The organism is Rhizobium pantanalense, assembly GCF_030182525.1.
Lineage (GTDB): Bacteria > Pseudomonadota > Alphaproteobacteria > Rhizobiales > Rhizobiaceae > Rhizobium.
Genome location: NZ_JAQJCH010000011.1, coordinates 43,065 through 69,921 on the forward strand (window position 1 = coordinate 43,065; position 26,857 = coordinate 69,921).

The 26,857-nt window shown below is 60.6% G+C and carries 30 protein-coding genes; 19 read left to right on the top strand and 11 right to left on the bottom strand.

Going from position 1 to position 26,857, the window contains the following annotated elements:
* Nucleotides 1–36 precede the first annotated feature (36 nt).
* A complete protein-coding gene (gene repA, locus PH558_RS25815; RefSeq protein ID WP_097607863.1) occupies nucleotides 37–1,227 on the bottom strand; it encodes a plasmid partitioning protein RepA in 1,191 nt (396 codons plus the stop codon).
* Between the two features lie 389 nt (nucleotides 1,228–1,616).
* Here repA and traI point away from each other — a divergent pair, with 389 nt between their 5' ends.
* From traI to PH558_RS25880, 13 genes are all read left to right on the top strand, one after another.
* The gene (gene traI, locus PH558_RS25820) at nucleotides 1,617–2,243 is read left to right on the top strand and encodes an acyl-homoserine-lactone synthase (RefSeq protein WP_179613302.1); all 627 of its coding nucleotides are present in this window, start codon (nucleotides 1,617–1,619) and stop codon (nucleotides 2,241–2,243) included.
* A gap of 10 nt (nucleotides 2,244–2,253) precedes the next feature.
* Nucleotides 2,254–3,231: a P-type conjugative transfer ATPase TrbB gene (trbB, locus tag PH558_RS25825; protein ID WP_132077645.1), complete on the top strand. Its 978-nt coding sequence runs from the start codon at nucleotides 2,254–2,256 to the stop codon at nucleotides 3,229–3,231.
* The gene (locus PH558_RS25830) at nucleotides 3,221–3,604 is read left to right on the top strand and encodes a TrbC/VirB2 family protein (protein WP_132077642.1); all 384 of its coding nucleotides are present in this window, start codon (nucleotides 3,221–3,223) and stop codon (nucleotides 3,602–3,604) included. Before trbB ends, PH558_RS25830 begins: the two co-directional genes overlap by 11 nt.
* On the top strand, nucleotides 3,597–3,896 hold the full coding sequence (locus PH558_RS25835) for a conjugal transfer protein TrbD (RefSeq protein ID WP_097607860.1): 300 nt from the start codon (nucleotides 3,597–3,599) through the stop codon (nucleotides 3,894–3,896). The genes PH558_RS25830 and PH558_RS25835 overlap by 8 nt, the downstream gene beginning before the upstream one ends.
* A 9-nt stretch (nucleotides 3,897–3,905) precedes the next feature.
* Nucleotides 3,906–6,356, top strand: a complete 2,451-nt coding sequence (locus PH558_RS25840) for a conjugal transfer protein TrbE (protein ID WP_179613303.1) — start codon at nucleotides 3,906–3,908, stop codon at nucleotides 6,354–6,356.
* Nucleotides 6,328–7,131 (top strand): P-type conjugative transfer protein TrbJ, encoded by an 804-nt coding sequence (gene trbJ, locus PH558_RS25845; protein WP_132077749.1) that lies wholly within the window; start codon nucleotides 6,328–6,330, stop codon nucleotides 7,129–7,131. Before PH558_RS25840 ends, trbJ begins: the two co-directional genes overlap by 29 nt.
* Entirely contained in the window at nucleotides 7,125–7,301 is a 177-nt protein-coding gene (gene trbK, locus PH558_RS25850; RefSeq protein ID WP_179613304.1) for an entry exclusion protein TrbK, read from the top strand. Before trbJ ends, trbK begins: the two co-directional genes overlap by 7 nt.
* A gap of 4 nt (nucleotides 7,302–7,305) precedes the next feature.
* Complete coding sequence (gene trbL / locus PH558_RS25855) at nucleotides 7,306–8,484, top strand: P-type conjugative transfer protein TrbL (RefSeq protein WP_285207391.1); 1,179 nt, start codon at nucleotides 7,306–7,308, stop codon at nucleotides 8,482–8,484.
* Between the two features lie 24 nt (nucleotides 8,485–8,508).
* Complete coding sequence (locus tag PH558_RS25860; RefSeq protein ID WP_097607856.1) at nucleotides 8,509–9,171, top strand: conjugal transfer protein TrbF; 663 nt, start codon at nucleotides 8,509–8,511, stop codon at nucleotides 9,169–9,171.
* Between the two features lie 16 nt (nucleotides 9,172–9,187).
* Nucleotides 9,188–10,000, top strand: a complete 813-nt coding sequence (gene trbG / locus PH558_RS25865) for a P-type conjugative transfer protein TrbG (protein ID WP_179613306.1) — start codon at nucleotides 9,188–9,190, stop codon at nucleotides 9,998–10,000.
* A gap of 3 nt (nucleotides 10,001–10,003) precedes the next feature.
* Nucleotides 10,004–10,444, top strand: coding sequence for a conjugal transfer protein TrbH (trbH, locus tag PH558_RS25870; protein WP_097607854.1), 441 nt, complete (start codon nucleotides 10,004–10,006; stop codon nucleotides 10,442–10,444).
* Between the two features lie 17 nt (nucleotides 10,445–10,461).
* On the top strand, nucleotides 10,462–11,757 hold the full coding sequence (trbI, locus tag PH558_RS25875) for an IncP-type conjugal transfer protein TrbI (RefSeq protein ID WP_097607853.1): 1,296 nt from the start codon (nucleotides 10,462–10,464) through the stop codon (nucleotides 11,755–11,757).
* A gap of 313 nt (nucleotides 11,758–12,070) precedes the next feature.
* Complete coding sequence (locus tag PH558_RS25880; protein WP_168318673.1) at nucleotides 12,071–12,784, top strand: autoinducer binding domain-containing protein; 714 nt, start codon at nucleotides 12,071–12,073, stop codon at nucleotides 12,782–12,784.
* Between the two features lies 1 nt (nucleotide 12,785).
* On the opposite strand, the gene PH558_RS25885 is transcribed toward PH558_RS25880, so the two are convergent.
* Entirely contained in the window at nucleotides 12,786–13,106 is a 321-nt protein-coding gene (locus PH558_RS25885; protein WP_168318672.1) for a transcriptional repressor TraM, read from the bottom strand.
* Nucleotides 13,107–13,291: 185 nt separating this feature from the next.
* On the opposite strand from PH558_RS25885, the gene PH558_RS25890 reads away from it, so the two are divergent.
* Entirely contained in the window at nucleotides 13,292–13,510 is a 219-nt protein-coding gene (locus PH558_RS25890) for a helix-turn-helix domain-containing protein (RefSeq protein WP_097607850.1), read from the top strand.
* Nucleotides 13,511–13,526: 16 nt separating this feature from the next.
* On the opposite strand, the gene PH558_RS25895 is transcribed toward PH558_RS25890, so the two are convergent.
* The 6 genes from PH558_RS25895 to traA form a co-directional block, all read right to left on the bottom strand.
* Nucleotides 13,527–14,021 (bottom strand): DUF4411 family protein, encoded by a 495-nt coding sequence (locus PH558_RS25895; protein ID WP_179613307.1) that lies wholly within the window; start codon nucleotides 14,019–14,021, stop codon nucleotides 13,527–13,529.
* Between the two features lie 9 nt (nucleotides 14,022–14,030).
* A complete protein-coding gene (locus PH558_RS25900; protein ID WP_179613308.1) occupies nucleotides 14,031–15,224 on the bottom strand; it encodes an XRE family transcriptional regulator in 1,194 nt (397 codons plus the stop codon).
* A 185-nt stretch (nucleotides 15,225–15,409) separates the two neighbouring features.
* Entirely contained in the window at nucleotides 15,410–16,027 is a 618-nt protein-coding gene (locus tag PH558_RS25905) for a TraH family protein (protein WP_097607847.1), read from the bottom strand.
* 17 nt (nucleotides 16,028–16,044) lie between these two features.
* The gene (locus tag PH558_RS25910) at nucleotides 16,045–17,208 is read right to left on the bottom strand and encodes a conjugal transfer protein TraB (protein ID WP_179613309.1); all 1,164 of its coding nucleotides are present in this window, start codon (nucleotides 17,206–17,208) and stop codon (nucleotides 16,045–16,047) included.
* Entirely contained in the window at nucleotides 17,198–17,764 is a 567-nt protein-coding gene (gene traF, locus PH558_RS25915) for a conjugative transfer signal peptidase TraF (protein ID WP_097607845.1), read from the bottom strand. The genes PH558_RS25910 and traF overlap by 11 nt, the downstream gene beginning before the upstream one ends.
* Nucleotides 17,761–21,072: a Ti-type conjugative transfer relaxase TraA gene (traA, locus tag PH558_RS25920; protein ID WP_179613310.1), complete on the bottom strand. Its 3,312-nt coding sequence runs from the start codon at nucleotides 21,070–21,072 to the stop codon at nucleotides 17,761–17,763. The genes traF and traA overlap by 4 nt, the downstream gene beginning before the upstream one ends.
* A 255-nt stretch (nucleotides 21,073–21,327) precedes the next feature.
* Here traA and traC point away from each other — a divergent pair, with 255 nt between their 5' ends.
* The 5 genes from traC to PH558_RS25945 all read left to right on the top strand — a co-directional run bounded on the left by traC (nucleotide 21,328) and on the right by PH558_RS25945 (nucleotide 25,095).
* Nucleotides 21,328–21,624: a conjugal transfer protein TraC gene (gene traC, locus PH558_RS25925; protein ID WP_028753561.1), complete on the top strand. Its 297-nt coding sequence runs from the start codon at nucleotides 21,328–21,330 to the stop codon at nucleotides 21,622–21,624.
* Between the two features lie 4 nt (nucleotides 21,625–21,628).
* On the top strand, nucleotides 21,629–21,844 hold the full coding sequence (gene traD / locus PH558_RS25930) for a type IV conjugative transfer system coupling protein TraD (RefSeq protein ID WP_028753562.1): 216 nt from the start codon (nucleotides 21,629–21,631) through the stop codon (nucleotides 21,842–21,844).
* A complete protein-coding gene (gene traG / locus PH558_RS25935; protein ID WP_179613311.1) occupies nucleotides 21,837–23,810 on the top strand; it encodes a Ti-type conjugative transfer system protein TraG in 1,974 nt (657 codons plus the stop codon). The genes traD and traG overlap by 8 nt, the downstream gene beginning before the upstream one ends.
* A 365-nt stretch (nucleotides 23,811–24,175) precedes the next feature.
* Nucleotides 24,176–24,634, top strand: a complete 459-nt coding sequence (locus PH558_RS25940) for a thermonuclease family protein (RefSeq protein WP_210273583.1) — start codon at nucleotides 24,176–24,178, stop codon at nucleotides 24,632–24,634.
* A 203-nt stretch (nucleotides 24,635–24,837) separates the two neighbouring features.
* Nucleotides 24,838–25,095: a WGR domain-containing protein gene (locus PH558_RS25945; protein ID WP_015341943.1), complete on the top strand. Its 258-nt coding sequence runs from the start codon at nucleotides 24,838–24,840 to the stop codon at nucleotides 25,093–25,095.
* 32 nt (nucleotides 25,096–25,127) lie between these two features.
* Here PH558_RS25945 and PH558_RS25950 read toward each other — a convergent pair whose 3' ends face one another.
* From PH558_RS25950 to PH558_RS25960, 3 genes are all read right to left on the bottom strand, one after another.
* A complete protein-coding gene (locus tag PH558_RS25950; RefSeq protein ID WP_167540210.1) occupies nucleotides 25,128–25,301 on the bottom strand; it encodes a hypothetical protein in 174 nt (57 codons plus the stop codon).
* A gap of 317 nt (nucleotides 25,302–25,618) precedes the next feature.
* Nucleotides 25,619–26,110: a hypothetical protein gene (locus tag PH558_RS25955; protein WP_179613313.1), complete on the bottom strand. Its 492-nt coding sequence runs from the start codon at nucleotides 26,108–26,110 to the stop codon at nucleotides 25,619–25,621.
* A 323-nt stretch (nucleotides 26,111–26,433) separates the two neighbouring features.
* A complete protein-coding gene (locus tag PH558_RS25960; protein ID WP_179613314.1) occupies nucleotides 26,434–26,598 on the bottom strand; it encodes a hypothetical protein in 165 nt (54 codons plus the stop codon).
* Nucleotides 26,599–26,857 lie beyond the last annotated feature (259 nt).

The window sequence follows — 26,857 nt, forward strand, 5'->3', positions numbered from 1 at the left end:
TGAGCAAAACGTTGAAAAAAACGGCTGACAATCCTCTCATTTTCTCCCCCAGACGCCGTGGATGAGCTCGACAATCTCCGCGTTGGCTGCGTTCAGGCTCTCCATTGCCCGGTCGTATGTCGCCCGGACGAATTCAACCCGCTCGACCTCGTACAAAGTCTGCTTCTTGATCGACGCATCGGAAATCGCGGTCGACTTCAACACGTGGTTTCTCAGCATCTGCTGTGCAAACATCGACTGCATGAACCCGACCATCTGAGCCTGCGGGATGTCCGTGGGTTCAAATCGCGTGATGAGGTACCGGAACCACTGAACACGCATTTCGGCGCCGGCCTCGGCGACGGGCCCCATGATCCCGCCCAGCATCATCAGAAACTGGCTCATCGACATGATGTCCAGCATCTGAGGATGAATGGTGATGAGGATCCCGGTCGACGCCATGAGCGCGGTAATGGTCAGATAACCGAGCTGAGGAGGGCAATCGATGACGACCACGTCGTACTTGTCATCGACCTGCTTCAGAGCGCTGGCGATCCGCATGTAGAACAGTCGGCCGTCCTCACCTTTCTTGGAAGAGATCGCCAGCGGCACGTCATACTCGTATTCCTGAAGAACCAGGTTTGCTGGCACGACATCCAGTCCGGGAATATTGGTCGGCTGGATGACGTCGGCGATCGACTTGCGCTCGTCGTCAAAGCGAAGAGCCTCATAAAGAGACGCCGTATCATCAAGCTCCGGCTGGATCCCGAAGAGGGAGGTCAGGGATGCCTGGGGATCGAGGTCGACCGCGAGCACCCGATGCCCGGTGAGGGCGAGATATTGTGCAAGATGTGCGGCCGTTGTGGTTTTGCCGCTTCCGCCCTTGAAGTTGACGACCGAAACAATCTGCATCGGCTCGCCCTCTCTGCGCTTAGGAACATAGTATCTCTTGTCGGATTTCTTGTTGGCCTCAAGATAATCACGAAGCTCGAGCATCTGATCGGCGGTATAATAGCGGCGTCCGCCAACCGATTCTATTTCAGGCCCCTTGCCATCGGCATGGATCTGCCGGAGATGAGTCTGGGTTACGCCCATGAAGTCGGCAACCTCCGCAAGCTGAAACTTGCGCAGTCCCTTGCGGGCGTCCGGCGGATACTGCTGGCTGCGCAACATGTGCAACGCACTTGAGATCTTCGCCCCTTGTTGGGCGATCTCAATATCAAATCTGTTGGGCAACATACTGGTCATTTCGCGAACTATTTCCCCGGAGGTCTTCACTTTCGAAAAAATGGCTGGAATGCCATCATTTGCGAAACTATCTCCCGATTCCCACCGAGCCGCAAGACATTTAAGGTTAACAAGAGGTTAACGCCATTGCGCGGGACAATTCGATCTCACCCGATTTTCTTTTAATAATCGTGAGTTAACAAGGCAGTGGTTCTACTGCGTTCTCTATCTGTTTATCTGTGAATCCTGCAAAACTTGCCCGACGGCTTTAGCGCGTCGGCGCATGATTTCCGCAAACAAGGCGATCATCATGGAGCGACTCACTCGCCAATCATTGCAGGATCCTCCAACTACCGCTCAATTCCGTTCCATGCTGACTTCTCCGCCGATTAACGACGACGGAGAAATTCATGCAGGTTTTCGCGCTCAACAAACCGCGGAATGTTCACGAAGCTCGGCTCATCCAGCAACATCACCAGCTACGCGCTCGCGTCTTCTCGGAGCGGCTGGGCTGGGAGGTCAACGTCGTAGATGGTGAGGAATTGGACGGCTTCGATTCTCTTGACCCCACCTACATCCTGGCCGTTTCCGACCTCGGCAAGGTTAGCGGTTGCGCCCGGCTCCTGCCGGCCACTGGCTCGACCATGGTGACCAACGTCTTTCCGTCGCTTCTACCGGAGGACGGGCTGCACGCACACCCCGCGATGGTGGAGAGCTCCCGCTTCTGCGTGGATACGACCCTTGAAGAGGGCAGGGGATCGGGATCGGTGCATGAGGCAACGCTGACCATGTTTGCGGGCATCATCGAGTGGTGCCTCGCAAACGCCCTCACCGAGATCGTGACGGTGACCGACCTGCGGTTCGAACGCATTCTCGGTCGTGTCGGCTGGCCCCTTCAGCGCATCGGCGATCCGAGCCGTATCGGCGTGACTATAGCCGTCGCAGGGATGCTCCCGGCGAACGTGGAAACATTTCTGAGGCTCCGCCCGTCCAGCTATCGCTCGCAATTCAATGGTCCGCTGGGTCAGGCAGCATAAGGAGAAAACCGTGAACCAGCTTCGCTCTCATCCTCGACTCGTCCGCAAGCTTCAGGAGGCGCTCGGCGATCAGCTCTGCGTCGCGCTCGATGATTCGACCGTTGTCGAAATCATGCTCAATCCGGACGGCAAACTGTTCATCGAAAGGCTTGGCCATGGCGTTGCACCCGCCGGAGAAATGTCGTCCGCGGCGGCGGAAATGGTGATTGGAACGGTGGCGCATGCGCTCCAATCCGAGGTCGATACCGAGCAGCCGATCGTCTCCGGCGAACTGCCGATCGGCGGCCATCGCTTCGAAGGACTGTTGCCTCCGGTGGTCTCCAAGCCAGCGTTCACCATTCGCCGTCGCGCCTCGCGCTTGATCCCCCTTGAGGATTACGTGCGCACTGGCGTGATGAGCGAGCAGCAGGCGTTGACGATCCGCAGCGCGATTTCGTCCCGGCTCAACATCATCATCTCCGGCGGGACTGGCTCCGGCAAGACGACGCTTGCGAACGCCGTCATCAATGAAATCGTCAGGTCGGCGCCGGACGACCGTCTCGTCATCCTCGAGGATACCGCAGAGATCCAATGCACAGCCGACAACGCCGTCCTTCTCCACACAAGCGATACTGTCGATATGGCGCGGCTCTTAAAGAGCACGATGCGGCTGCGTCCCGACCGGATCGTCGTCGGCGAAGTCCGTGACGGCGCTGCGCTCACTTTGCTCAAGGCCTGGAACACCGGCCACCCTGGTGGCGTCGCGACCATCCATTCCAACACTGCAATGTCGGCGCTCCGCCGCCTTGAGCAACTGACCGCCGAAGCCAGCCAACAGCCGATGCAGGAGGTGATCGGCGAGGCGGTCGACCTCATCATCTCGATCGAACGGACGGCAAGGGGCCGGTGCGTTCGCGATGTCATTCAGGTCGAGCGCTACGCACACGGCCACTACGAAATCGAGTCCGATGAGCTCACGGAAGAACAGGAGGCGCGCTATGTCGCGTAAGAACGCTACTATCGCCGCCGCGCTCCTTGCAGCGCCCATCGTCCTGGCGTCGCTTGCCCCTGCACTGGCGAGTTCGGGCGGCAGCCTCCCATGGGAAGGACCACTGCAACAAATCCAGGAATCGATCACCGGCCCTGTTGCCGGTGCCATCGCGCTTGCAGCGGTGGCGATCGCCGGCGGCATGCTGATCTTCGGGGGCGAACTCAACGATTTCGCGCGGCGGCTCGTCTATGTGGTGCTTGTCGCCGGCATCCTTCTCGGCGCGACGAACATCGTCGGCCTTTTCGGCGCCACCGGCGCCTCGATTGGAGCGCCTGACGAGCGCGCCACGTCCATCGATCCACGCTCAGCAGGGGAGGGGGGTCATGGCTGAGACCTTGTCCGGACTGCAACGCAACCGCATTCACCGCGCCCTGTCGCGCCCGAACCTGCTGATGGGCGCGGACCGGGAGCTGGTGCTGCTCACCGGGCTTGCTGCCGTCATTCTCATTTTCGTAGTGCTGACGGCATACTCCGCCCTTTTCGGCGTTGCCATTTGGATCGTCATCGTCGGCGTCTTGAGGATGATGGCAAAAGCAGACCCGCTCATGCGGCAAGTCTATGTCCGCCATATCTCCTACAAGCATTACTACAAGGCGACCTCCTCGCCGTGGCGTCGGTATTGAGGAGGAGACATGGTCGCGCTCAAACGCTTCCGGGCCACTGGCCCGTCCTTCGCGGATCTCGTTCCCTATGCCGGTCTGGTCGACAATGGTGTGCTCCTGTTGAAAGATGGGAGCCTAATGGCCGGCTGGTACTTTGCCGGCCCGGATTCCGAGAGCGCGACGGATCTGGAGCGCAACGAACTCTCGCGCCAGATCAATACAATACTGTCGAGGCTCGGAAGCGGCTGGATGATCCAAGTCGAAGCGGTCCGCATTCCGACGTTCGACTATCCGTCAGATGATCGTTGCCACTTTCCCGACACGGTCACGCGCGCGATCGACGCCGAACGGCGGGCGCATTTCGCGCGCGTGCAGGGACATTTCGAAAGCAAGCACGCGCTCGTCCTCACATATCGGCCGCTCGAGTCCAAAAAGACGGCGCTCAGCAAATACATCTACTCGGACGAGGAGAGCCGCAAGAAGAGCTATGCGGACACGGTGCTGTTCGTCTTCAAGAACGCCGTGCGCGAGATCGAGCAGTATCTTGCCAACACCCTGTCTATACGCCGGATGGAAACGCGCAAAGTCGTCGAGAGGGGAGGGGAGCGGGTCGCCCGCTACGACGAGCTGCTGCAATTCGTTCGCTTCTGCATCACCGGCGAAAACCATCCGATCCGACTGCCGGATGCGCCGATGTACCTCGACTGGATCGCCACCGCCGAGCTTGAGCATGGGCTGACACCAAAGGTCGAAGGCCGCTTTCTCGGCGTCGTGGCGATCGACGGTCTGCCGGCGGAGAGCTGGCCGGGGATTCTCAATAGCCTCGACCTGATGCCGCTTACCTATCGCTGGTCATCGCGCTTCATTTTTCTCGACGCACAAGAGGCGCGGCAGAAACTCGAACGCACCCGCAAGAAGTGGCAGCAGAAGGTAAGGCCGTTCTTCGATCAACTCTTCCAGACGCAAAGCCGCTCAGTCGATCAGGATGCCATGAGCATGGTGGCCGAGACCGAGGACGCCATTGCCCAGGCTTCCTCGCAATTGGTGGCATACGGCTACTATACCCCGGTCATTGTCCTCTTCGATCACGATCGCGAAGCCTTGCAGGAGAAGGCAGAGGCTGTCCGCCGGCTGATCCAGGCCGAGGGTTTCGGGGCGCGGATCGAAACGCTCAACGCGACCGACGCCTTTCTCGGCAGTCTGCCGGGCAACTGGTATTGCAATATCCGCGAACCGCTGATCAACACCAGCAACCTTGCCGATCTCATTCCACTCAACTCTATCTGGTCGGGCAGCCCTGTCGCACCGTGCCCATTCTACCCGCCGAACTCTCCGCCGCTGATGCAGGTGGCCAGCGGCTCGACGCCGTTTCGCTTGAACCTCCATGTCGACGACGTCGGTCACACGCTGATCTTTGGGCCGACCGGTTCGGGCAAGTCGACGCTGCTGGCACTGATCGCAGCGCAGTTCCGGCGCTACGATCGCGCCCAGATGTTCGCCTTTGACAAGGGGAACTCGCTCCTGCCGTTGACACTCGCCGCAGGCGGCGATCACTACGAGATCGGCGGCGACGCTCACGAAGAGGCGCTGGCCTTCTGCCCACTCTCGGAGCTCGCGACCGATAGTGATCGCGCATGGGCGACGGAATGGATAGAAATGCTGGTTGCGCTGCAGGGCGTTGCCATCACTCCAGATCACCGCAACGCTATCTCGCGTCAGATTGGTTTGATGGCGAGCGCAGCCGGCCGATCGCTTTCGGACTTTGTGAGCGGCGTTCAGATGCGCGAGATCAAGGACGCGCTCCATCATTACACGGTCGATGGACCGATGGGTCAGTTGCTCGACGCCGAACAGGACGGTTTGACCCTCCGCGCCTTCCAGACCTTCGAGATCGAACAGCTGATGAATATGGGCGAGCGCAATCTCGTGCCCGTTCTCACCTATCTGTTCCGCCGGATCGAAAAGCGTCTCGATGGCTCGCCTAGCCTGATTGTCCTCGACGAGGCCTGGTTGATGCTCGGTCATCCGGTGTTTCGCGACAAAATCCGCGAATGGCTTAAAGTGCTGCGCAAGGCCAACTGCGCCGTCGTGCTTGCCACGCAGTCCATCTCGGACGCTGAGCGCTCCGGAATCATCGATGTCCTGAAGGAATCCTGCCCGACGAAGATCTGCCTGCCGAACGGCGCCGCTCGTGAGCCTGGGACGCGCGAATTCTACGAGCGGATCGGCTTCAACGAGCGGCAGATCGAGATCGTCTCGAACGCTACTCCCAAGCGCGAATACTACGTGGTCACCCCCGAAGGCCGGCGGCTATTCGATATGGCGCTCGGCCCTGTGGCGCTCAGTTTTGTCGGGGCCTCCGGCAAGGAAGACCTGAAGCGCATCCGCGCGCTCCATTCCGAACATGGCCGCGATTGGCCGATCCACTGGCTTCAAACGAGAGGAGTTCACGATGCCGTATCGCTGCTCAACTTCGAATAGATTGCTCGCCGGTCTGGCGGCAGTCGCATTGATGGCCGGCACCGCCGTGCCCGCAGATGCCGGCACCGCCACTGGTGCCGCCACAGAATGGACGCAGGTCCTGAACAACGGCGAACTGGTCGCGCTGGTCGGGAAATCGGGCGAGCAAATTCAGAACCAGCTCACCCAGATCAGCCAGCTGGCGCAACAGATCGAAACCCAGCTCAATATCTACCAGAACCTGCTGCAAAACACCGCGACGCTTCCCTCGCATATGTGGGGACAGGTCGAAAGCGATCTCAATCAGCTTCGCAGCATCGTCGACCAGGGCCAGAGCATCTCATTTTCCATGGGCAATGCCGACGATGTGCTGCAGCAGCGCTTCCAGAGCTATTCCAGTCTCAAGACCAATCTGCCTAGCTCCGAGAGCTTTTCGTCAAGCTATCAGACCTGGTCCGACACCAACCGGGACACGATCGCCAGCACGCTGAAGGCCGCGAGCCTGACGGCAGAGCAGTTCGACACCGAAGAAGGCACGATGTCTTCGCTGCGGTCCATGTCCGAGACCGCCGACGGGCAGATGAAGGCTCTGCAGGTCGGACACGAGATCGCCGCGCAGCAGGTCGCACAGATGCAGAAGCTTCGCGGCCTGGTATCCCAGCAGATGACCATGATGGGCACCTGGCTCCAGACTGAACAGACCGACAAGGACCTCGCGCAGGCGCGTCGCGAGAAATTCTTCAGCGGAACGGCACCGTCCACCTCCGGCGGCGAAAAAATGAAGGTGGAATGGTGAGAACAAAATCGATCCTAGCCGCAATCGCGATTTTCCTGGCGGCCGGCAGCGCTGGCATCTGGCTGCTCATCTCCGAAAAGCAGGTTGCTCAGGAGCGTCGTGACCAGTTCTTCGGCTCGTCGAAGAAATATCCGACCTCTGGCGGCGAAAAAATGAAAGTCGAGTGGTGAGGAGATGACGGCAATATCTCTTCAACGGCTCAGGGCAGCGATCCTGCTCACGACCTTATGCGTGCTGGCGGCTCAGCCAGCCCTCGCCCAGGAAGGCTCGGTGCTAACCTCATTGCAAAGCCAGATTACAACGGCCGCGAAGGGTTGGGAAACAACCGTCATGGATGCGGCGAAGTCGCTTTTCTGGATCCTGGCAACGATCGAGATCGGCATAGCTGCCATCTGGCTCGCGATACAAGCTGCATCGCTCGACAGCTGGTTCGCCGAGCTCGTCCGGCGGATCATGTTCGTCGGCTTCTTCGCTTTCGTGTTGGCACAAGGGCCGACCTTCGCCAAGGCAGTAGTTGATAGCCTGTTCCAGATCGGCGCCGGAGGCGGCACCGCTTCGCCGGCCGATGTCTTCAATGCCGGACTCGCCGTCGCCACCAAGATGTCGGAAAAGATCCAGTTTGGGCTTTTCGAGGACAATGCGCTGGCGATCTCTGCCGCTTTTGCGATGGTCGTCGTTGTCATCTCGTTCTCGCTCGTCGCCGCGATTTTCGTGTCTGTCATGGTCGAGATGTATATCGGACTGCTCGCCGGCATGATCATGCTCGGCCTGGGCGGTTCCTCCTATACCAAAGACTTCGCTGTCCGATATTTGATCTATGCTTTCTCGGTCGGAATGAAGCTCATGGCACTGGTCATGATCTCGCGGATCGGATCGGAGGTTCTGATCGGATTGGCAAACCAACCCGACATTGGCGAACAATTCCAGACCGCGCTTGCGATTGCCGGCATTGCCGTCGTCGTTTTCATTGTCGCGATTTATGTGCCGAACATCATGCAGGGCGTTGTCCAGGGCGCCTCGGTTTCGGGCGGAATGGAGGCGATCCGCCACGGCGGCCAAGCGGCATCCTTCGCCACGGGCGCCGGGTTCCTTGCAGCGGGTGCGGCGGGCGCAGGCTTTGCGGCTGCCCAGGCTGCTCGCGCTGCTGGGTCATCCGTTGCAGGTGCAGCTCTTCGTGGTTTCGGTGCAGGAATCGGGTCCGCTGGAAAAGCGGCGGGGTCCGCTGCCAAGGAAACGGCCATCGGTTCTCCCGGAGCCTATGCCGGATCGATCCTCGGTCTCGCTAACGCCAAGCTCGACCAAGCGCGCAGCGGGCATAGCGGGCCGAAGCCACCTCCCGAACGCAAAGACTAACAGCAATCAGAAAGTGATCGATCGATGGCAGCGAACCGCGCCCCCGAAAACCCCTATCTTGCCGCGCGCCAGGAATGGAACGAGCGATACGGTTCCTATGTGCAGTCCGCCGCCGCTTGGCGCACCGTCGGCATACTCGGCCTGACCATGGCCGTGATCGGCTTCGCATATGCGATGTATCTGAGCACCCAGGTCAAGCTGGTTCCCTATATCGTCGAGGTCGACAAACTCGGGACCGCGGTGACGTCAGGCTATCCTCAACAGATCGAATATGCCGATGTTCGGGTGGTCCGCGCGACGCTCGGAAACTTCGTCACCAGCTTCCGTTCGATCACGCCGGACGCCGTGGTGCAGAAGCAGTATATCGATCGAACCTACGCGCTCCTTCGAACATCGGATCCCTCGACCGAGAAGATCAACGCCTGGTTCCGCGGTAACTCGCCGTTCGAAAAGGCGAAGGCTTCGACGGTTGCTATCGAGGTCAACAATATCGTGGCGCTCTCGAACCAGACCTATCAGATCGACTGGACCGAATATGAACGGGACCGCAAGGGCAAGGAAATCGGCACGCGTCGGTTTCGCGGGATCGCAACGGTGACGCTGACGGCACCGCAGGACGAGGCGACCATCCGCCTCAATCCAATCGGCCTCTATGTCCGGGATTTCGACTGGACGGCACAGCTTTAAGGGCAGGGGATTTCACATGCACAGAACAGGATTGATCGCGGCCGCCGGCTGCCTGGCCGGACTCGTCTTTGCGATCGGCGCTCAAGCGCAGAGCATGTCGGCGAATGAGATGAAGGGTACGAACATTTCAAGAAAATGGCGCGGCACGCCCGGCCTGGTCACGACCGGTCCGGATGGCAAGGTCATCTTCCTCTTCGGCGAGACGCAGCCGTCGGTCGTCTGCTCGCCGCTGCAGGTCTGCGATATCGAATTACAAGGCGGCGAGATCGTTCGCGATGTTCTGGTTGGCGATACCGTGCGTTGGAAGGTGGAGCCCGCGACCTCCGGCGCCACCGGCGGCCAGGCGATCCACCTGATCGTCAAGCCATCGGAGGCGGGCCTCGTCACTTCCATGGTGGTCACGACCTCGCGACGCACCTATCACATCCAGCTCAAATCGCATCCGAGCCAGTACATGGCCCGCGTCGGCTTCGAATACCCCGAGGACGTCTCGACCAAGCTTGCCGACATCAACTCCCGGCTGGAGACCGGCGGCATTCCCGGAACCGCGCCCGACAAGTTGAACTTCTCCTACTCCATCAGCGGGAGAGCGCCCTGGAAGCCGAAGCGGGTCTATTCGGATGGCACCAAGACCTACATCCAGTTCGCGAAATCAGTTTCGAGCCAGGATGCGCCGGTTCTTTTCGTCGTCAGCGGTGGCCAGAACCGCATCGTCAATTATCGGATGAAGAACGAGATGATGATCGTCGACTACGCGGTCGACAAAGCAATCCTCGTCTCCGGGGTCGGCTGGCGCCAGCAGAAGATCACCATCCGGCGGGGCGGCTGAACCATGCGCAAGCCTCTCATCACTGTCTTCATCGCCGCCGCCGTTCTTTCCGGCTGCCAGACCGCCGAGGACGGACTGACCACCGGTACAACCCCAACCACTCTCACAGGTCCGGCCGCAAGTGCAATTGCCGGCGACATGGCAAGCCGGCTTGCCGAGCAGATCGCTCCCGCGGGCACGACGACCATCAAGATGGAGAAGGACTCATCAGACTTTGCAACAGCGCTCGAGGCTGCGCTGAAGGGTTGGGGTTATACGGTCGTAACCGATGGCAAGGTTGGCAAGGACATCAAACCCGTGGAACTCGCCTATTCGATCGACGGCGTCGACGGCCAGGTGCTTGCAAGGCTGTCAACGCCATCCATCGCGCTTGGCCGCGCCTATACGGCAACGGCAGCCGGGGCCACCGCGGCAAGCCCACTGTCGATCATGCAGCGCAATTGAGGGGAGGCGAGCATAGCATGGTCCAATCTCTGCAACTGGGCACCTCCAGCCAGGCCGACGATCAGAAGGGCATGCGCCGTCTGAACCGGCTGCCGATCATCCTGGCCATCATCATCGTCGCGCTGTTCGTCGGCGTCGTTGTCATCGGCTTGTCTTGGCGCGGGCTTCCTTTCAATCGGAACAACGATCTCGACAGCGCCTCGGACGCTCCCGCAACGAACTTCGGCGACCAGCTCAAGCGTGGTGTCACCGACGGCATCATCGGCGATCCGGAACAACGCGAAGTCTTCCAACCGACGCCCGCCGTCGAACAGAAGGTCACGAAGGAAACCGCCGTCGTCGACCGCACGCCCATCCAGCGAGAGGAGCGGCGCCCGAGACTGGAATCAGAAGCGGAATGGAAAGCGCGCCTGAAACGCGAGCAGGATGAACAGTATATCCGTGAAGCGCAACGACAGCGCATGGCCCGGCTGCAGGCACGGGCGACGGCCTTGGACTCACCGTTGAAGGTGGATATTTCGGACGTCGACAAGGCTGCCAACACCTCCAGAGAGACCGACCGGCAGGCGATGACTGCCAATAGCGCCTCGGACCTTTACGCCGCTGCCATGAAGTCCGGTCTGCTGGGGCAGAATGTCGATCCAAACGCTCAGACATCAAAGGAAGATTTCTTCAACCAGGACATCAAGGACCTTGGCTATTTGCCGAACCGGGTCGTGCCGCAGATGTCAGCCTATGAGCTCAAGCGCGGCTCAGTCATTCCCGCCACCTTGATCACGGGTCTCAACTCCGACCTGCCCGGACGGATCACCGCGCAGGTCAGTCAGAACGTCTATGACAGCGCCACCGGTTACCGGCTTCTGATCCCGCAGGGGGCAAAACTGTTCGGCCGCTATGATTCCAAGGTCTCTTTCGGCCAGGAACGTGTCCTTGTCGTATGGACCGACCTCATTTTCCCGAACGGGGCGACGCTGCAAATCGGCGGCATGGCCGGCACGGATGCCGAAGGCTATGGCGGCTTCAAGGACAAGGTCGATCGCCATCTTTGGCGCACATGGAGTTCTGCGGCACTCATCGCGCTGATCGGAACCGGGATCGACATGTCGATGCCGCAAAGCTCGACGCTCGCGACGCAGGAGACCGCATCGGATGCGACCCGCCGCAACTTCGCGGAATCATTTGGCAGGGTCGCCGAGCAGACCATCTCGAAGAACCTGAATGTGCAGCCGACCATCCAGATCCGCCCCGGCTACAAGTTCAATGTGCTGGTCGACCAGGATATTATATTTCCGTCGACCTACAGCAGAAACTGACGAACATCGTCCGACGCTATTTCAGCCGCTGGCATGCCGCGCATGCCGGTGCAACATTGCAATCCCGCAATAACTTTCCTGTCTTTGTCATCTTTTTAGTTCAAGGGGACTTGAAACTTGTCTTATCGCAGGTAGTGCTAGACCTGCACGGCTAGAGGTACTGCTCCGCGCTACGCGGGCACCGTGGGTTGCGTCGAGATGCCTGTGGCTGATTATGGCTATGGCTTGGCCGCCGGGCGGCGAGGCTCGTTCGAGTGTCTCGATGTGCCAGATCATGACCGACCTACAGGTCGATAAGACAGGAGAAACGCTGGTGGATGGAGAATTTCGCTCGCTCGTCGACATGTTGGAAGCTGCGCAGGACGAGCTTACGATCAAAGGTGCCATGAAGCGCTTCGCAGAGGCCTGCGGCTACGAGCGATTTGCGTATCTTCAAAAGGAAGGCGCCCAGATCAAGACCTTCAACACCTATCCAAAGCCATGGGAACGCACCTATCTCTCGGCCGATTACTCCAATATTGATCCCGTGGTGACGCAGGCCAAACGGAAGGGCGATATTTTCTTCTGGACGGCGGACGATTGGAGACCGCGCGGCTCATCTGAGCTCAGAAAGTTTCGCAACGAGTCGATCGAGCACGGAATCCGTTGTGGCATGACCATTCCCGTGGAAGGCAGCTACGGAACATCGATGATGCTGACCTTCGCATCCTCCGAAAGGAATGTGGAACTGCCGGTCGCTTTTGACCCGAAACGGGCAGTGCAATTGGTGATGATGATCCATTATCGCTTGAAGATGATCGGCGGCAAGACCACCCTCAATCCAAAGCAGGCGCTGTCGCCGCGTGAAATGGACTGCTTGATCTGGGCGGCAAAAGGAAAGAGTACGCTTACAACGGCCAATCTGGTCGGCATCGCTTTCCGGACTGTGCAGCACCATCTCGATAAGGCGCGTGGCAAGCTCGGCGCCGAGTCGGTGCCGCATCTTGTGGCGATCGCCAAGGATCGGGGTTTGCTGCCTCCCAGCTAGCTTAACTAACGTCATCATCGGTGGGCACCGCGGGCACGAAGCCGAGTGCGTCAAGCATATCCGAAAGCTCATCCTGCTGAGCTGCGGCCCTTTTCTGGCGCGCAAAATGCTCTTCCTGAAGGGTCTCCAAAACCGAGCTGGCGATTGTAGGATCCTCGCTTGCGCGTATCCACTCTTCGTAGACAGCCTGGTCGGCGGCAAGGAGACGGCGATGTTCGCGAATGGCGGCCACTGTCAGCGTCTCCAATTCCGCCTTGTCCATCAAATCGTATCGAGGTTTCCTCTGGTCTCCTCCGGCTTGCGAGGAACCCGCATCTTGCATTTCTTTTCCTTCCCAGATCGATGGATTGGCACGACTGCGCCGTATTCGCGCACGCCTCTCGGCTCCTATGTCAGACGATCCTCTTGGAAGAGTAAACATCTGATCACCCGGCAATATCACAGGCTTTGTTGAATCGGAACTATAGTTCCTAGAACAATAGTTCCGATTCTGTTTCCGCTGATGTCATGGATCTCAACGAGGTCATGGCGAGGAATTTGCGTCGTATCCGCCATGGCCAGAAACTGACGCAGGAAGAATTGGCCCATCGCACAGGCCTGAGTGCGCGCCATATCGGTGCCATTGAGCGTGCAGAGATGTCTGCAACGCTCACGGTCCTTGGCCAGATTTCCAAAGCACTGGCTGTCGATCCAAGAGAATTCCTGACGGAGACAAATCCGGGCTGACATTACCACGCGAAAGTCAGATTCGGGATCGCCAAGCCGTCGTGAAGTTCAGGGCCGTCATCATTTCGAAGCTGTTGCACCACTTGACACCGAGATCCTTGCAGACATCGGGGATGCGGCGATTTGCGCGCTTTGCGCTTGGCTTCGAAGCCTCAACCGTCACCACGATTCGATTGGCGGGCAGCGCCATCGCATAGGCGATCAGGAACGGATCCCGCCCGATCTCGATGACTTCCGCGTCGTTCAGATCGGGAGCGTATTTCTCGATAACAGCTTGCACCAAGGCCGGGTCGACATCTTCGTCCAGCCGCAGAACACTGTAGTTGTCAGCTTCGCTCAGCCAGCGACCGATTTCCGAACCCTCGGTGATTTCTTCGAGGATCTCCACGGGAACTTTGATCTCGCCGGCCTCGCCCATATGGACCAACCAATCCCAGAATTCCGGAAACCGGCCGATCGGGTAGTACAGATTATGGGCGGTTATCAGAACGTTTGCGTCGAGGAGATGCACGGCTTCTCCTTACGCCGCGCTATCGGTAAGGGAATAGACGTTGCTGGCTTTAACACCGAGGATCGCGGCGGCCTTCGAAGGCGACAAGGCGCCCTCCGCCAGCATTCGCCTGGAGAGTTCGACGAGCCGATTGCCGAGCTTATGGCGTTTGACCGTATAGTAACTTGGACCGCCCTCGTTTTCCCTGGCACGATCGCGTTGCGTGGCTCGGTTCCTCAGCCACTGCTGGCGGAATAGCGTGGTGACCGCTGACCATGTTTCCTGGTCGATGATGCCTTCGCGATAGAGCTTGTAGGCCACCATGGAGTGGCTGACCTGCCGAGCATCCGCGATTGCGGAAATCCGCGCTATCACCTGTTCCTGCGACGCCCCAACGAGCGAAGGCTCCAGCGCGATTTCCGCCGTGGGCAGCAGGATGCGCCCGGCAACATCATTGCAGAACGTCTCGATCGCGCTTGCCGGCCGTCCCCCGCTGACACCGGTCCGACCGAGCCAGATATGGGCAAGCTCGTGCAGAAGCGTGAATGACCACGCCTGCTCGCTGTCCTGATCGTTGATCACGACGAAAGGCGCGACGGGATCGGCGAAGGCGAAGCCCCTGAAGAGTTCGACATTCAGGGTGCTGTGATGACTGCCAAGGTTGCCGATAAGGAGCACGAAAATGCCGGCCGCCTCGGCCCGCTCGCGAAGATAGGCGAAACCCTTGGGCGTTCCGCGGCCGCTTCCATGCCGGTACGTCTTTAATTCGAACACAAGGCGCGTCCGGATGGCCGTCGCCAATGCCTCGGCGCCCAGGCTTTGATCAAACGACCCGACGAAATCAAGCGGGGTTGCCTCGTCCTCGGCTTCGAGCGCGGCTCGAACCATTTCCTGCCGCGCGCGCACTTCACGCAGCAACGTGTCGACCAATGCCGCATCGCGCTTCGCGAACTCAGCCGGCAGGGTCCGAAAATCCTCGCCGCGCGCGGCCACACCCGGTGGCTCTGCCAAATAGAACGTCAAAAGGGGCCGGCGATATTGCGCGGCCATTTTCAAAAGCATCGGCCGTGTCGGCTCGCTTTCCCCCGCCTCGAGCATGGCCAGGCGATCGCTGCCCGCTACGCCGCGAGCCTCGCCAAGACCGACTTTTTCAGCGGCATCCTCGAGAGTAAGCCCCGCGGTTTCGCGAGCCCAACGCAGGATCGATGGATTGACCTTAGGCACCGTTTTCCTCTGTTCGAAGCAGGCGATACGCCCTTTGATATGATCATGCAATCGTTAGGAAAGATATAGGAAGGGCAGAGCCGTGCGCGAGCATGAAGCGTTTTTCCCGGTCGCCAGCTCGCCTTCGATAGATCTGCAACGCCAGGCATCGATCGCGCCTGATCATCCTGGACGAAGCCGGGCAGCTACTTTTGCCCACCAATACGCGAAAGATCAATCCGCATCCCCGCTGCGCCAACTTGTCTCTCATCTTGAGGTTCGGCGTCGGTCGGCGGGGAAGCGTCGTCTGCTGCGTCATCAGTTCCCCCGCTGTCGATCGGCTCACGCTGATTGACGACTGAGCCCCCTGGATCGGGCGCCTGGAAAACGCTCACGCCCTCGAATTCCCCCGTCTTCCAGGCATAGACAGCGTCCTCGAATATTTGCGGGAAAACCTCATCGCTCCTAGGATTGCCATACCATTTGGCGACGATGCGCAAGACTTTCGCGAACATCGCCGTCCCCTTGCGAAGGTTTTCGCAACTGTCGAGCAGGTCGGGCTTCAGATCGGAGACATCCTTGATCCCGACGCCCGCCGGAAACTGCGTCAGGCCAACGCGAACCACCGCCTGTCCGACATACTGCCGGATGATCGCCATCGCCTCGTCAGGGGACGCCGCCTTTGGAACGAGAATCAATCGGCCGCCGGATTTGACGGTGACGGCCATTGGATCGTTCGAACCTGCAGCTGCCACAAACTGTTCGACGATCGCGGGCTTCAGCGAGGGGTCGGCGCATTTCTGAATGAGGGCCGCGTCGAGCATGACGTCTCCTTTGGCAATCAGGTGTTGAAGGAAAAAATAATTGGCTTGGCAAAGAGCCGCGCCCAGGCTTTGGCGCTGGCGCGCTGAATGGCGACGATGGATGTCCCTTGCGTCCACCAGCCGTTGCCGACTGCGACGATGAGATCAGGATCCTCAAGCATGGAGTGCAGGACCGGCCAGACGATCAGTTGCTCGTAGCAGATTAGCGGCGCTATCCGACGGCCGGCGGCCGTCACGACCGGATTTTCGAAGAAATGTGCCTGCGCACCGCCGCTCTGAGAGAGCAACGCCCGCCACGGCTGCCACATCGAACCTGGCACCGGCATGCGCTCGCGATAGAGGGTCCGCGCGCCCTCACTGGAGATAGCGACCAGAACATTATCGTATCCGCCCGCATCGATGACGGCCGAGCCGGCGATGACGATGGCGTCAGTTCCTCTCAAAGCTCGCACCCAGAACCGTTCGACAGTCGGCGTCCAGAAGCCCAGGGAGCTTTCAGGAAGAACAATCGTGCGTGCGCCCCCCGATGCCCGATCCTTCACCGTGGCAATCAGATCACGGTGTCGCTCGATGCTGGGGTCGCGGCCCAGCGATGCGCCCATTTCAAGGTCGACCCCCTGCCACGATTCAGCTAGTTTCGGTTCGTCCCAGGTTGCGGCGGACCAGATCCAAAAGCCTGCCAGGACAATCGCGACAGCTGGCCACATGCGGGTTACGAGGCCCATGAGGCCGGCTGTCGCGGCAACCAGTCCCCACCATCCCCACCCTGGAAACAAAACGCCCGCGGCAGTGATCGGATGAGCCCAGCCGGGGATGCCGAATGGCGGAATGGCCATGAGTAAGCCTGCCAGGAGATAGTGACACGGACGAATACCCTTCCTCTTCGTCCAGAGGACGGTGTGCACGATGACGAAGCCGGTGGACGCACAAAGCCAAAGCAGTAGTCCCGGCCAGAAGTCCGAGGAATAGAAGGTGGCAACACCCTGTGGCAGACCGCGTGACGCAGCGAGGAAATAGCCGGCAGAGACAAACGCGGCGGTCAGTCTCGTTCGCGCCAGCCCCCAGAGAACCGGAAACGTGAACGCGACCGGAAGAAGCAGGACGTGGCCACTCCATCCCACCGCACCGGTGACGATTGAAACGGCGATCAATGCGCCTGGCTGGAGGTGCTCACGGCGCATAGGTGAGCACCGGTTGCGCCAGGCCGAGGATCCCTGAGGCGGGCAGGGGGCCGAAATAGCGGGAGTCATACGAGCCCCTGAGCGGTGAATGGAGAAAGACGCTTTCGTCAGGCACGATCCCGCCGGGAAAGGGCTTCATCGGCCGACCCTTACCGTCTTGCGCGATCAGGTCGGAAGACGCGATCGGACGCCCATCGATCATCACGCCGGCGCCGATTTCCACATGCTGCCCGGCAACGGCGACGACCGTCTTGATGAGCGGCGCAACGCCGCCTGGGCAGGTTCCTGACCGGAGATAACCACGCTCTCTCGCCTGCACCATCGCCACCGTTTGCGGAGGGCAAATGAAAACGAGATCCCCACGAGCTGCCGGGCGATCGAGCGCCGCGATACGCCAGAGGCCAAGGGGTTCGCTCGGTGTCAGGTTAATGCGGAAACCGCCGACGATTGCGGCAGCAACTCCGCCGCCAATGACAGATATCGCCAGGGCCAAGAGCACGACAGCAAAGGTCCTTTGAGCGCTTCGCGTGCCGAACGCAAACACGGATGTTTTCATTTGAGCGAGAGCCCCTGGCTCTTCGTATGACGCATTGTCTCCGCATGTTTCAGCGCCTCGGTCGTGCGCTCATGCGCGGCGAGCTGCTGCACCGTCCGCATCATATTCCACGCCGATTGCACCTCGGCCTTCTGTCCAGCCGTCATTCCCGACGTGACGGCATTGAAGGTCTGTCCATTGGGGTCCTTTGCAGCAAGCGACAGGAACGTTCGCTCGCCGAACCGCTCCGATACCGCCTTGGCGAAACCCTCCAGTTCCGCCTTCACCATTTTGTCGGCGAGCGCATATTCGAGGCCGGCGGGCAGGTCGTTGCGGTCGATCGCATCGCGAACGCGCTCGAGGGTCTGCCTGGCACTTTGCGACAGCGCGGGAATATCGATCGAGACCTTCAGACGGACAGCGCGTTCTTCGACCTCGAACTTCCGTTCCGCCTCCGCCCGCTGGCGCAGATAGCGCTCAAGGTTGCGGGCCAGCGCCGGCGCATTCGTTTGCGCCTTTTCTCGCTCCTGTCTGTCGGCGTGGCTGGCGAGGATCCCGGTCTTGCCCTTCAGCGCGCCGAAGTGTTCGGGCTTCGATCCGATCGTCGCCAACGTGGATTTTGCGACGCTCTCGTCCTTCAGCATCGCATCGACATTGACTGCCTTGAACGCGCTTTCCGGCTGGGCATAGACGAGGTGGAAGCGGGTCGAGACCTCCTCCCATTGCTTCTTCAATCCTGGATCGGCGGCGACCTTGTCCTCGATCGCCTGGTCAACCGATTTGACGAAGGTTGTGATGCCCGATACCATCGGCTTTTCCTCCTTGGTGTTGTTTTGGGTTGGGGCCTGCGCGGCGCCGCGGACAAGCCCGAGCTTGCCGGCGATGGCCGCAAGGCGGAGACCGAGATTGGCAAGTTTTTGCTTCTGGCTGACGACCCATTCCAGCCGGTCGCGAACCAGGGTGCGGGCGACATTGACGAGATTGAGACCGCGGGCTTCTGAAAACCGAAGCGCTTGTCGGTAGAAGGCGCTCTTCTCGTAATCGAGCGTCGTTTCCTTCGCATTCCTTCGCGACAGGATCGGGATAAGCCCGCCGTTCCTCGCGAAGGATCTGCGGCCGTAGTAGACGGCCAGATCCTCGCGATGACGGGTCATGGCGACATAGGTGAGGTGGCGGTCGAGCGAAAGGGAGGCCAGCACCTTGACCTGGTCGACGGTCGCACCCTGGCTCTTGTGGATCGTCGTGGCATAGCCATGATCGAGGTTGTTGTAGAAGCGCTGTTCGACCAGCACCAGGCGGGCATTCTCCCCATCGCCGATCCGCGCGGTGATGCGTCCCGCTCCAACCTCTACGACCTTGGCCAGCATGCCGTTCTTGACGCCCAGTGATCCCTCGTTCCTTAGGAACACGATCTGGTCACCGACGGCGAAGTTGCGTTCGCCGTCGGCGGTCTTGAACATGGTTCCCTGATCGAGAACCCCGCGTTCGATGAGTTTGATGCGCGCCATCTGGTTGAGCATGTGCACGTCACGGCGCAGATGAGCGAGGATAAGCGACGTCTTCGCCGGATCGTAATCGCGGTCCCAGGCAGCGATGAGGTTGTCAACAGCGTCGGCTTTGAGATCCGACCCGATGACCCTGCCATTGGCGCGATAGGCCTCGACCGCCTTGCCAACCTTGCCGCGTGCAAGATCAAGCGAGGCGTCACGCATCCATTGCTGGCGCTGGCGGTAGATGGTTTCGAGTTCGGCATAGCCGATGCGATCGGCAATGGCGCGGAAGGCAGCACCGGCCTCGATCGGTTGAAGCTGCTCGGGATCGCCGACGAGAACGAGCTTGGCGCCGGCCTTCGTCACCGCTTCGACGAACAGCGCCATCTGCCGAGATGACACCATGCCAGCCTCGTCGAGAACGAAAACCGTCTTGCTATCGAGTTGATCCCGCCCTTGGTTCCAGCGCAGCTCCCACGAAGCAAGCGTGCGCGAGATGATGCCCGCTTCCTTCTCCAGGCCCTCGGCCGCCTTGCCGGCAAGTGCGCCGCCGACGACCCGATAACCCGCAGCTTCCCAGGCCTCGCGTGCGGCCTTCATCATCGTCGTCTTGCCGGCGCCGGCTCGGCCGATCACGGCCGCGATCCGCTCAGGTCCCGCCACATGCTCGATCGCCGTTTTCTGCTCATCCGAAAGACGCTCATGGCGCTCGAATGTCGCCGCCAGCACTGCCTCGCGAACGCCATGCGACGATCGCTGAGACAGCCAGACGGCGCGATTGGCCATCTCGGCTTCGAGCCGGATCATGTCGCGCGTCGTGTATTTGGCCGGCACTCGGATGCCGCTGGCAAGGTCGATCCGCTCGCGCTCGATGCGGAAGGTTTCGGGGCAGAGCAAGATCCTCACCATCAGGCTTTGGAACAGCACCGCGTCGTCGACGTAACGGTGCAGGATTTTAGCCACGTCCCGTTCGTCAAAGACGCTCTTCTCCCGCATGATCAGGGCAAGCACGAGCTCAGGATTCCTGTCGATCCGCCTGACGTTTTCGCTCCGCCTCGCCTCCTGCAGTTCGAGACGCTCGAGCTCGACCGGCTCGGACGCACCATCGGATTTTCGTTCGATCGCCTTCGTGCCGACGCCGAGATGGATGGTCGGTTCCAGGTCAATTCCCTGCTTCTCGAAGGAGCGGCCATCGACGCGGATGTCGAGACCCGCAAGGGCCAGGTGCCGGTTCTGGCAGGCAAACCATCCGTCCCGAAACAGGTTGAAATCGTCGATGCTTCCGGCCCAGAGCTCATAGACGATCTTGCCGGCATCGTTGCGGATCGAATTGCCGTCTGGCCCCGTTACCGGGACCTTCTTAGCGCCAAACCCGTCCGCAGTCAGTGGCCGCAACGTCGTCATGAGATGGACATGCGGATTGCCCGGTGCGTCGTGATAGACCCAGTCCGCGACCATGCCCTTCGCCGTGATGTGCTGCTCGACGAAATCCCGCACCAGCGCAATGTTCTGCTCGGGCGTCAACTCGATCGGCAAGGCGATCGTCACATCCTTGGCGAGCTGGGCGTCGGAGCGTTTCTCGAAATCTTCGACCTTGTTCCAGAACGCTTCCGAGGCGCCGGCCACCGATCGATCCGCAATCATCGCGCGCAGCCATTCCGGCGCATCGGCGGGGATGACGAACTCTTCGTGGAGCAAACCCTGCTTGCGGGTGTAGTCGATCGTCCGCGCCTCGCGCTCATACTCCATCTTGGAGCAGTGCCGGTAGGCCGCCGACAGCACCGCGCTGCGGCCGGAGCCGCGGGCGACGACGCTGACGGAGAAATGGGGGACGGCCACGGCGGAGTTCTTTCCCGGTTGCGAACAATATCAACGGGTTCGTCGGGAGCGGCAGGCCCCGCCAGGGCCTAAAAGCAGGGCGTCGCGGCAGCGACGTATAATTGCGCCCTTCGGATCCGCTCCTTCGGAACGGCCGGGATCATTCACCAAAGCATCGCCGCTGGCGATTGCATGATCCGCCTAGTGCGTTCCGCGCGTCGATCGGGAAGACTGGCCTCGCAAGACAAAGCTTTCTCACCCAGGAGTCATCAGCACATGAAGAAGCCATCCTCGAAAATCCGCGACGAAATCGCCAAGCTCCAAGAGCAACTCAAGGCGGCCGAGACCCGGGAGGCTGAGCGCATCGGCCGGATCGCGCTCAAGGCAGGTCTCGGCGAGATCGAAGTCGATGAGACAACGCTGCAGGCAGCCTTCGAGGACCTGGCGAAGCGGTTTCGCGGAGGAAAGGTCGCTGCAACCGGAGGGAAGAAGGTGGGTAGCGCCGGCGAAAGCAGCGCATCGTCCACGCAGGACGCGGCTGGCGCGACTGCGGGCGGGACTGCTGAGGCTTGAGCGGATGGCGCGCACGGCGACTTCCGACGCCCGCAAGAAGGACACGCGGGAAAAGATCGAGCTTGGCGGCCTCATCGTCAAGGCCGGGTTTCGCTACGAGAAGCGGGCGCTGCTGCTCGGGCTTCTCATCGATGCCGCCGGCCGCCTGAAGGGAGATCAGCAGGAGCGCCTTCGGCTCACCGCGATTGGTGCTGCGGCGTTCGGAGAGAGCGATGAATAGAATCGTTCTATACGTCGCACCCTGCGCATTGATGATGCTGACGGCAGTCGGCATGGCGGGGGTCGAACACTGGCTTTCCGCCTTCGGCAAGAGCGATGCCGCAAAACAGATGCTCGGCCGGGCGGGCATCGCTCTGCCCTATGTCGTCGCCTCCCTCGTCGGCATCGTCTTCCTGTTTGCGGTGGCCGGCTCAGCCAGGATTAGGTCTGCCGGTTGGGGCGTTTTCACGGGCGCGATCGCCACGCTCGTCGTCGCGATCCTGCGTGAGACGATACGGCTCTCCGCGTTCCGGGGCGAGGTGCCGGCCGGCAAGTCGATCCTGAACTATCTCGATCCCGCAACGACGATCGGCGCGGCCGCCGTGCTGATGTCCGTGTTGTTCGGCATGCGGGTGGCGATCGCCGGCAACGCCGCTTTCGCCAGGTCCGAGCCGAAACGCATTTACGGCAAGCGGGCTCTGCACGGCGAGGCCGACTGGATGAAGCTGTCGCAAGCCGAAAAGCTGTTTGACGCGGATGGCGGCATGGTCATCGGCGAGCGCTACCGGGTCGATAGGGACAGCGTCGCGGCATACGCGTTTCGCGCCGACAGCGCCGAGACGTGGGGAGCAGGCGGGACCTCACCACTGCTCTGCTTCGACGGCTCGTTCGGCTCGTCGCACGGCATCGTCTTCGCCGGCTCCGGCGGCTTCAAGACGACATCGGTCACGATCCCGACGGCGCTCAAATGGGGCGGGGCGCTCGTCGTCCTCGACCCGTCGAATGAGGTCGCTCCGATGGTGTCGAAGCACCGTGGCGACGCCGACCGAGATGTCTTTGTCCTCGATCCGAAGCGCTCGGAGATCGGCTTCAACGCGCTCGACTGGATCGGCCGGTTCGGCGGAACGAAAGAGGAGGATATCGCCTCGGTCGCCTCCTGGATCATGAGCGATAGCGGCGGCGCGCGCGGCGTTCGTGATGATTTCTTCCGCGCCTCGGCCTTGCAGCTGCTGACAGCGCTGATTGCCGATGTTTGCCTCTCCGGCCACACGCCGGAGAACGACCAGACGCTTCGGCAGGTGCGCAAGAACCTCTCCGAGCCGGAGCCGAAACTGCGGGAGCGGCTGCAGTCGATCTACGACAACTCAGACTCGGACTTCGTGAAGGAAAATGTCGCGGCTTTCGTCAACATGACGCCCGAGACCTTTTCCGGCGTCTACGCCAACGCGGTCAAGGAAACACATTGGTTGTCCTATCCGAACTACGCCGCCCTGGTCTCGGGTACGAGCTTTACGACGCAAGATCTTGGAGAGGGAAAGACCGACATCTTCATCAATGTCGATCTCAAGACGCTGGAAACGCATTCGGGCCTGGCGCGCGTCATCATCGGCTCGTTCCTGAACGCGATTTATAACCGCAATGGGCAAATGGAGGGCAGGACTCTCTTTCTCCTCGATGAGGTCGCGCGCCTCGGCTACATGCGCATCCTTGAGACAGCCCGCGACGCCGGTCGGAAATACGGCATCACGCTCCTCATGATCTACCAGTCGATCGGCCAGATGCGCGAGACCTATGGCGGTCGCGACGCGGCAAGCAAATGGTTCGAAAGCGCGAGCTGGATTTCCTTTGCCGCCATCAACGATCCCGAAACCGCCGATTACATCTCGCGCCGTTGCGGCATGACGACGGTCGAGATCGACCAGGTCAGCCGCAGTTCTCAGGCGAGCGGATCGTCTCGCACACGATCGAAGCAACTGGCCGCCAGACCTCTGATCCAGCCTCATGAGGTCCTGCGCATGCGTGCCGACGAGCAGATCGTCTTCACGGCGGGGAACGCACCGCTGAGATGCGGCCGTGCCATCTGGTTCCGGCGAGAGGATATGAAGAGGTGCGTCGGGACGAACAAGTTTCACCAGCTCAAAGGCAGGCCCGACGCGCATCCGATCGAGCCGGCGCGCAGTGCAACGAGCAAGGCCCATCGAGCATAATGAAGAGTATCGGAGAAATCAGCATAGCGGCCGCCCAACGGGCGGGATTTCGGGAATTCTCGTCGTGCGAGGGGCGGGAAACAGCGCAGCCGCAGGAGCCTCAAACATGGTGGCCCGAAGGGGAGGCGGGACCGACTGCGCCCCGCCTGCGCACACCATCCTGCCGGCCCGACTTCAGGTCGGGCCGTAAACGCAGATGAAACCAGGTCCGAGATAGCTTGAGGCAAACAGAAGAGGACGGGCAAGTGGCGAAATCGAATGTGGTTCCGTTCAGAAGGCCGCGGAAGTCCGGCAGTAGGAATGATCGATATCGCCTGCGGGGAAAGTCACCCCAGTCCGGACAGAAAGGTCCGCGCACATCGCTGATGGCGTTGATCTCAGCCATCATTGTTGCTGCTGGAGGCTGGTTTGCCTTCGGCGGCGGCGATCTCTCTGGCGTACTCGCTTTGGCTAGAACGCCGGCGGCAGATAGATTGGCGGCCGCGTTTGCGTTTTGCGGCGAGAGCGCGCGCATGAACTGCGTCGTCGACGGCGATACCTTCTGGTTCGAGGGCCAGAAAATCCGCATCGCGGATATCGACACGCCGGAACTCAGCCCGCCGCGCTGCGAAGCGGAACGCATCAAGGGCGAGGCGGCGAAGGCACGCCTGCTGGCGCTGCTGAATGCCGGCAACTTCTCGCTTTCCGCTGGCTTGCGCGATGAAGACAAGTATGGTCGCAAGCTCCGGACCGTAACACGATCCGGGCACTCGATCGGGGACAGACTTGTCGATGAGGGCCTCGCCAGGCGCTGGGACGGTGCCAGACATGGATGGTGCGGCTGAGGACCCGCGAGAGGATCGTTGCCGGATGGCCGAAACCGCCCGGCGGGTTCGGGGAGCGTGAGCGAGTAGAGCCGTGCGCCGAAGGCGTCTCGCACCAAGCCTGTCTCGTCCCCTCGCTTATCATCACCGTCGTGAATCGATCAGCGCCGACCGATTCATAAGTGTCGTTGGACGCGTTTCCCGGGATCGGCGATTCTACCCTCATGATCGCGCAACCCTACCATCTTTATGTCGAACGCACCGATGTAGCGAAGAACATGGCGCGCTATTATGCCATGTCAATCGAGCCGAACCTGTTCGGGGACGTCTGTCTCCTGCGCAAATGGGGCCGCATCGGAAGCAAGGGACAGATGATGATCCATCATTTCGGTCGGGAAGAGGAAGCTGTAGACCTGTTCCTCGATCTGCTCCGACGAAAGCGCAAGCGCGGCTATCGTCCGCGCGCCTCAGTGGCACAATGAGAACGGCCCGCCGAACCGGGCCGTAAGGCGCCTCATCGGCGCAGGTTCCAATCGGTCTCGAACGACACTTCGATGTCAACGAAGAACGGGATCTTGATCGCAAGCTTCAGTGCGAGCTTGCCCTTGCGGAAGAAGTGGCTGATCACCTTGCCGAGGGCGCGGAGTTGGCGGCCGGTGGCGGCGAGGAATTGAGCGAGCTGTTGCATGATGGATCTCCGTGTCGATTGCGTCATTGCGGGGATCGACAGCAGACCGGGAAGCAGGGTTGCACCTTGCAAGGCCGAAACGGATGTGGAGGATCTGGCGGCGCCTGAATTTTGACGCGCGAGGAGCCGCAGAATGCGGCGGGGAAAATTCCGGCGGCGCCAGGTTGCGGCCGGACGGACGGGCTGCAATATCCCCGATGAGAGATGACAGCTTGTCGACAAGGAGACGTTGAACTGGTCGCACTCGCTGCGATCGAAAGCTTGCCAATGCCCTCACGCAGCCGCTCTCGCCGTCCGCGGAAATCGCAAAAGCCGCCTCAGGAGCTTTCGTACGTTGTGTAGACGACACGGGCCGCATGAATGACGATGCCTGTTTCCTGGCGGATATCCCTGACGATCGCTGCCAAGGAACCCAGTTCGGTCTCGCACATCGCGACCAGCCTTGGATAATCGATATCGACGCCGTCGCAATCCGCCGACAAAGCATTGGTCCAACCGCCACCGTTGATGCGGTATTCGTGCGTGTCGAAATCGATCTCGAGCTCATCCTGCAAGTTGATGGTGAAACGCTCGAACATCTCGTTCTCGCCTGTGAGCCGATAGGCGGCATAGTCGTCGTCGCCGGCAAGAACGCTCCGTTCCAATGCCATGATGGTGCGGAGGCGAGCGTGAGCCGCATCGAGCCCTTCGATCAGGCGGTCATGAAGCGCTCGTGAAAACGTGGTATCGCAGCCGAAGCGGTTTGCAAGCACGACGAGCCGGAAACCGGAAAGCTTCGTGTGGAGCATAAGGTTCTGATCCGTGGTCATGATGTGATCTCCTTCATCTTGATGACGGAGATCGGCCACTCCGTGGCAAAGAGGGGTCAAGGAGCGCGGAACGCGACTTGCAAGCGGGGGAGCCGATTTTTCGGGTAGCGCAGCGACGGAAAAATTGGGGGAGACCGCGCCGTTCTTGACGCCGGATTTGCTGGAGTAAAATGGGACGTCAGAGAGAGAAGAGACCCGCGGGCCAGAAGGGGCCGCGACCGTATCCGGCGGGAGTCGGCGGGAGTGTCGAGGGGTGAAACCCCCGACAGCCGATAAGCCGGTCAATCCGGCAAACCGGCACACGTGCCGTAGAAAGAGCCGCCTCAAAAAGGCGGTTCGGCCATGATCGCACCCTCCTGTTCGGCAAGCGTCACGGCCAGATCAGCCTGGGCGAGTTCAAGCTCGGCCTCGATCTGGCGGCGCTCGGCGGCATCGCAGGCGTTCCTCAGTTCAGCCCGCAGTTCTTCGATGTGCTGTTCGATCGTCATCGTCTAATCTCCTTGAGTTCGTGAAAGACGAGACCGCGGGGCGGGAGGAGATGACGGGGTCAAGGAGCGCGGCAGCGACCGGCGGAGCCGGCGCGTGGGGGAGCCGATTTTGTTGGAGCGCAGGTACGAAGCGGAGGCAAAATTGGGGGGAACCGCGCGTCCTTCGACGCCGACATTTTCTCCCGACACGATACCCCGATCTGAGCAGACAATTGTCCCTCTCCGTATCGCACCGAAAAAGCCGGCGGCAGGCTCGATG

Bases quoted from the DNA above. Each gene is read 5' to 3' on its own strand.
- traI (WP_179613302.1), top strand. From the start codon at position 1,617: ATGCAGGTTTTCGCGCTCAACAAACCGCGGAATGTTCACGAAGCTCGG.
- PH558_RS25835 (WP_097607860.1), top strand. From the start codon at position 3,597: ATGGCTGAGACCTTGTCCGGACTGCAACGCAACCGCATTCACCGCGCC.
- PH558_RS25910 (WP_179613309.1), bottom strand. From the start codon at position 17,208: ATGCGCCGTGAGCACCTCCAGCCAGGCGCATTGATCGCCGTTTCAATC.
- trbG (WP_179613306.1), top strand. From the start codon at position 9,188: ATGCACAGAACAGGATTGATCGCGGCCGCCGGCTGCCTGGCCGGACTC.
- trbJ (WP_132077749.1), top strand. From the start codon at position 6,328: ATGCCGTATCGCTGCTCAACTTCGAATAGATTGCTCGCCGGTCTGGCG.
- PH558_RS25950 (WP_167540210.1), bottom strand. From the start codon at position 25,301: ATGCAACAGCTCGCTCAATTCCTCGCCGCCACCGGCCGCCAACTCCGC.
- PH558_RS25890 (WP_097607850.1), top strand. From the start codon at position 13,292: ATGGATCTCAACGAGGTCATGGCGAGGAATTTGCGTCGTATCCGCCAT.
- traD (WP_028753562.1), top strand. From the start codon at position 21,629: ATGGCGCGCACGGCGACTTCCGACGCCCGCAAGAAGGACACGCGGGAA.
- repA (WP_097607863.1), bottom strand. From the start codon at position 1,227: ATGACCAGTATGTTGCCCAACAGATTTGATATTGAGATCGCCCAACAA.
- trbK (WP_179613304.1), top strand. From the start codon at position 7,125: ATGGTGAGAACAAAATCGATCCTAGCCGCAATCGCGATTTTCCTGGCG.
- PH558_RS25830 (WP_132077642.1), top strand. From the start codon at position 3,221: ATGTCGCGTAAGAACGCTACTATCGCCGCCGCGCTCCTTGCAGCGCCC.
- traF (WP_097607845.1), bottom strand. From the start codon at position 17,764: ATGAAAACATCCGTGTTTGCGTTCGGCACGCGAAGCGCTCAAAGGACC.
- PH558_RS25940 (WP_210273583.1), top strand. From the start codon at position 24,176: ATGGCGTTGATCTCAGCCATCATTGTTGCTGCTGGAGGCTGGTTTGCC.
- PH558_RS25945 (WP_015341943.1), top strand. From the start codon at position 24,838: ATGATCGCGCAACCCTACCATCTTTATGTCGAACGCACCGATGTAGCG.
- PH558_RS25955 (WP_179613313.1), bottom strand. From the start codon at position 26,110: ATGACCACGGATCAGAACCTTATGCTCCACACGAAGCTTTCCGGTTTC.
- trbL (WP_285207391.1), top strand. From the start codon at position 7,306: ATGACGGCAATATCTCTTCAACGGCTCAGGGCAGCGATCCTGCTCACG.
- PH558_RS25885 (WP_168318672.1), bottom strand. From the start codon at position 13,106: ATGCAAGATGCGGGTTCCTCGCAAGCCGGAGGAGACCAGAGGAAACCT.
- traC (WP_028753561.1), top strand. From the start codon at position 21,328: ATGAAGAAGCCATCCTCGAAAATCCGCGACGAAATCGCCAAGCTCCAA.
- trbH (WP_097607854.1), top strand. From the start codon at position 10,004: ATGCGCAAGCCTCTCATCACTGTCTTCATCGCCGCCGCCGTTCTTTCC.
- PH558_RS25905 (WP_097607847.1), bottom strand. From the start codon at position 16,027: ATGCTCGACGCGGCCCTCATTCAGAAATGCGCCGACCCCTCGCTGAAG.
- trbI (WP_097607853.1), top strand. From the start codon at position 10,462: ATGGTCCAATCTCTGCAACTGGGCACCTCCAGCCAGGCCGACGATCAG.
- PH558_RS25860 (WP_097607856.1), top strand. From the start codon at position 8,509: ATGGCAGCGAACCGCGCCCCCGAAAACCCCTATCTTGCCGCGCGCCAG.
- traG (WP_179613311.1), top strand. From the start codon at position 21,837: ATGAATAGAATCGTTCTATACGTCGCACCCTGCGCATTGATGATGCTG.
- PH558_RS25840 (WP_179613303.1), top strand. From the start codon at position 3,906: ATGGTCGCGCTCAAACGCTTCCGGGCCACTGGCCCGTCCTTCGCGGAT.
- PH558_RS25960 (WP_179613314.1), bottom strand. From the start codon at position 26,598: ATGACGATCGAACAGCACATCGAAGAACTGCGGGCTGAACTGAGGAAC.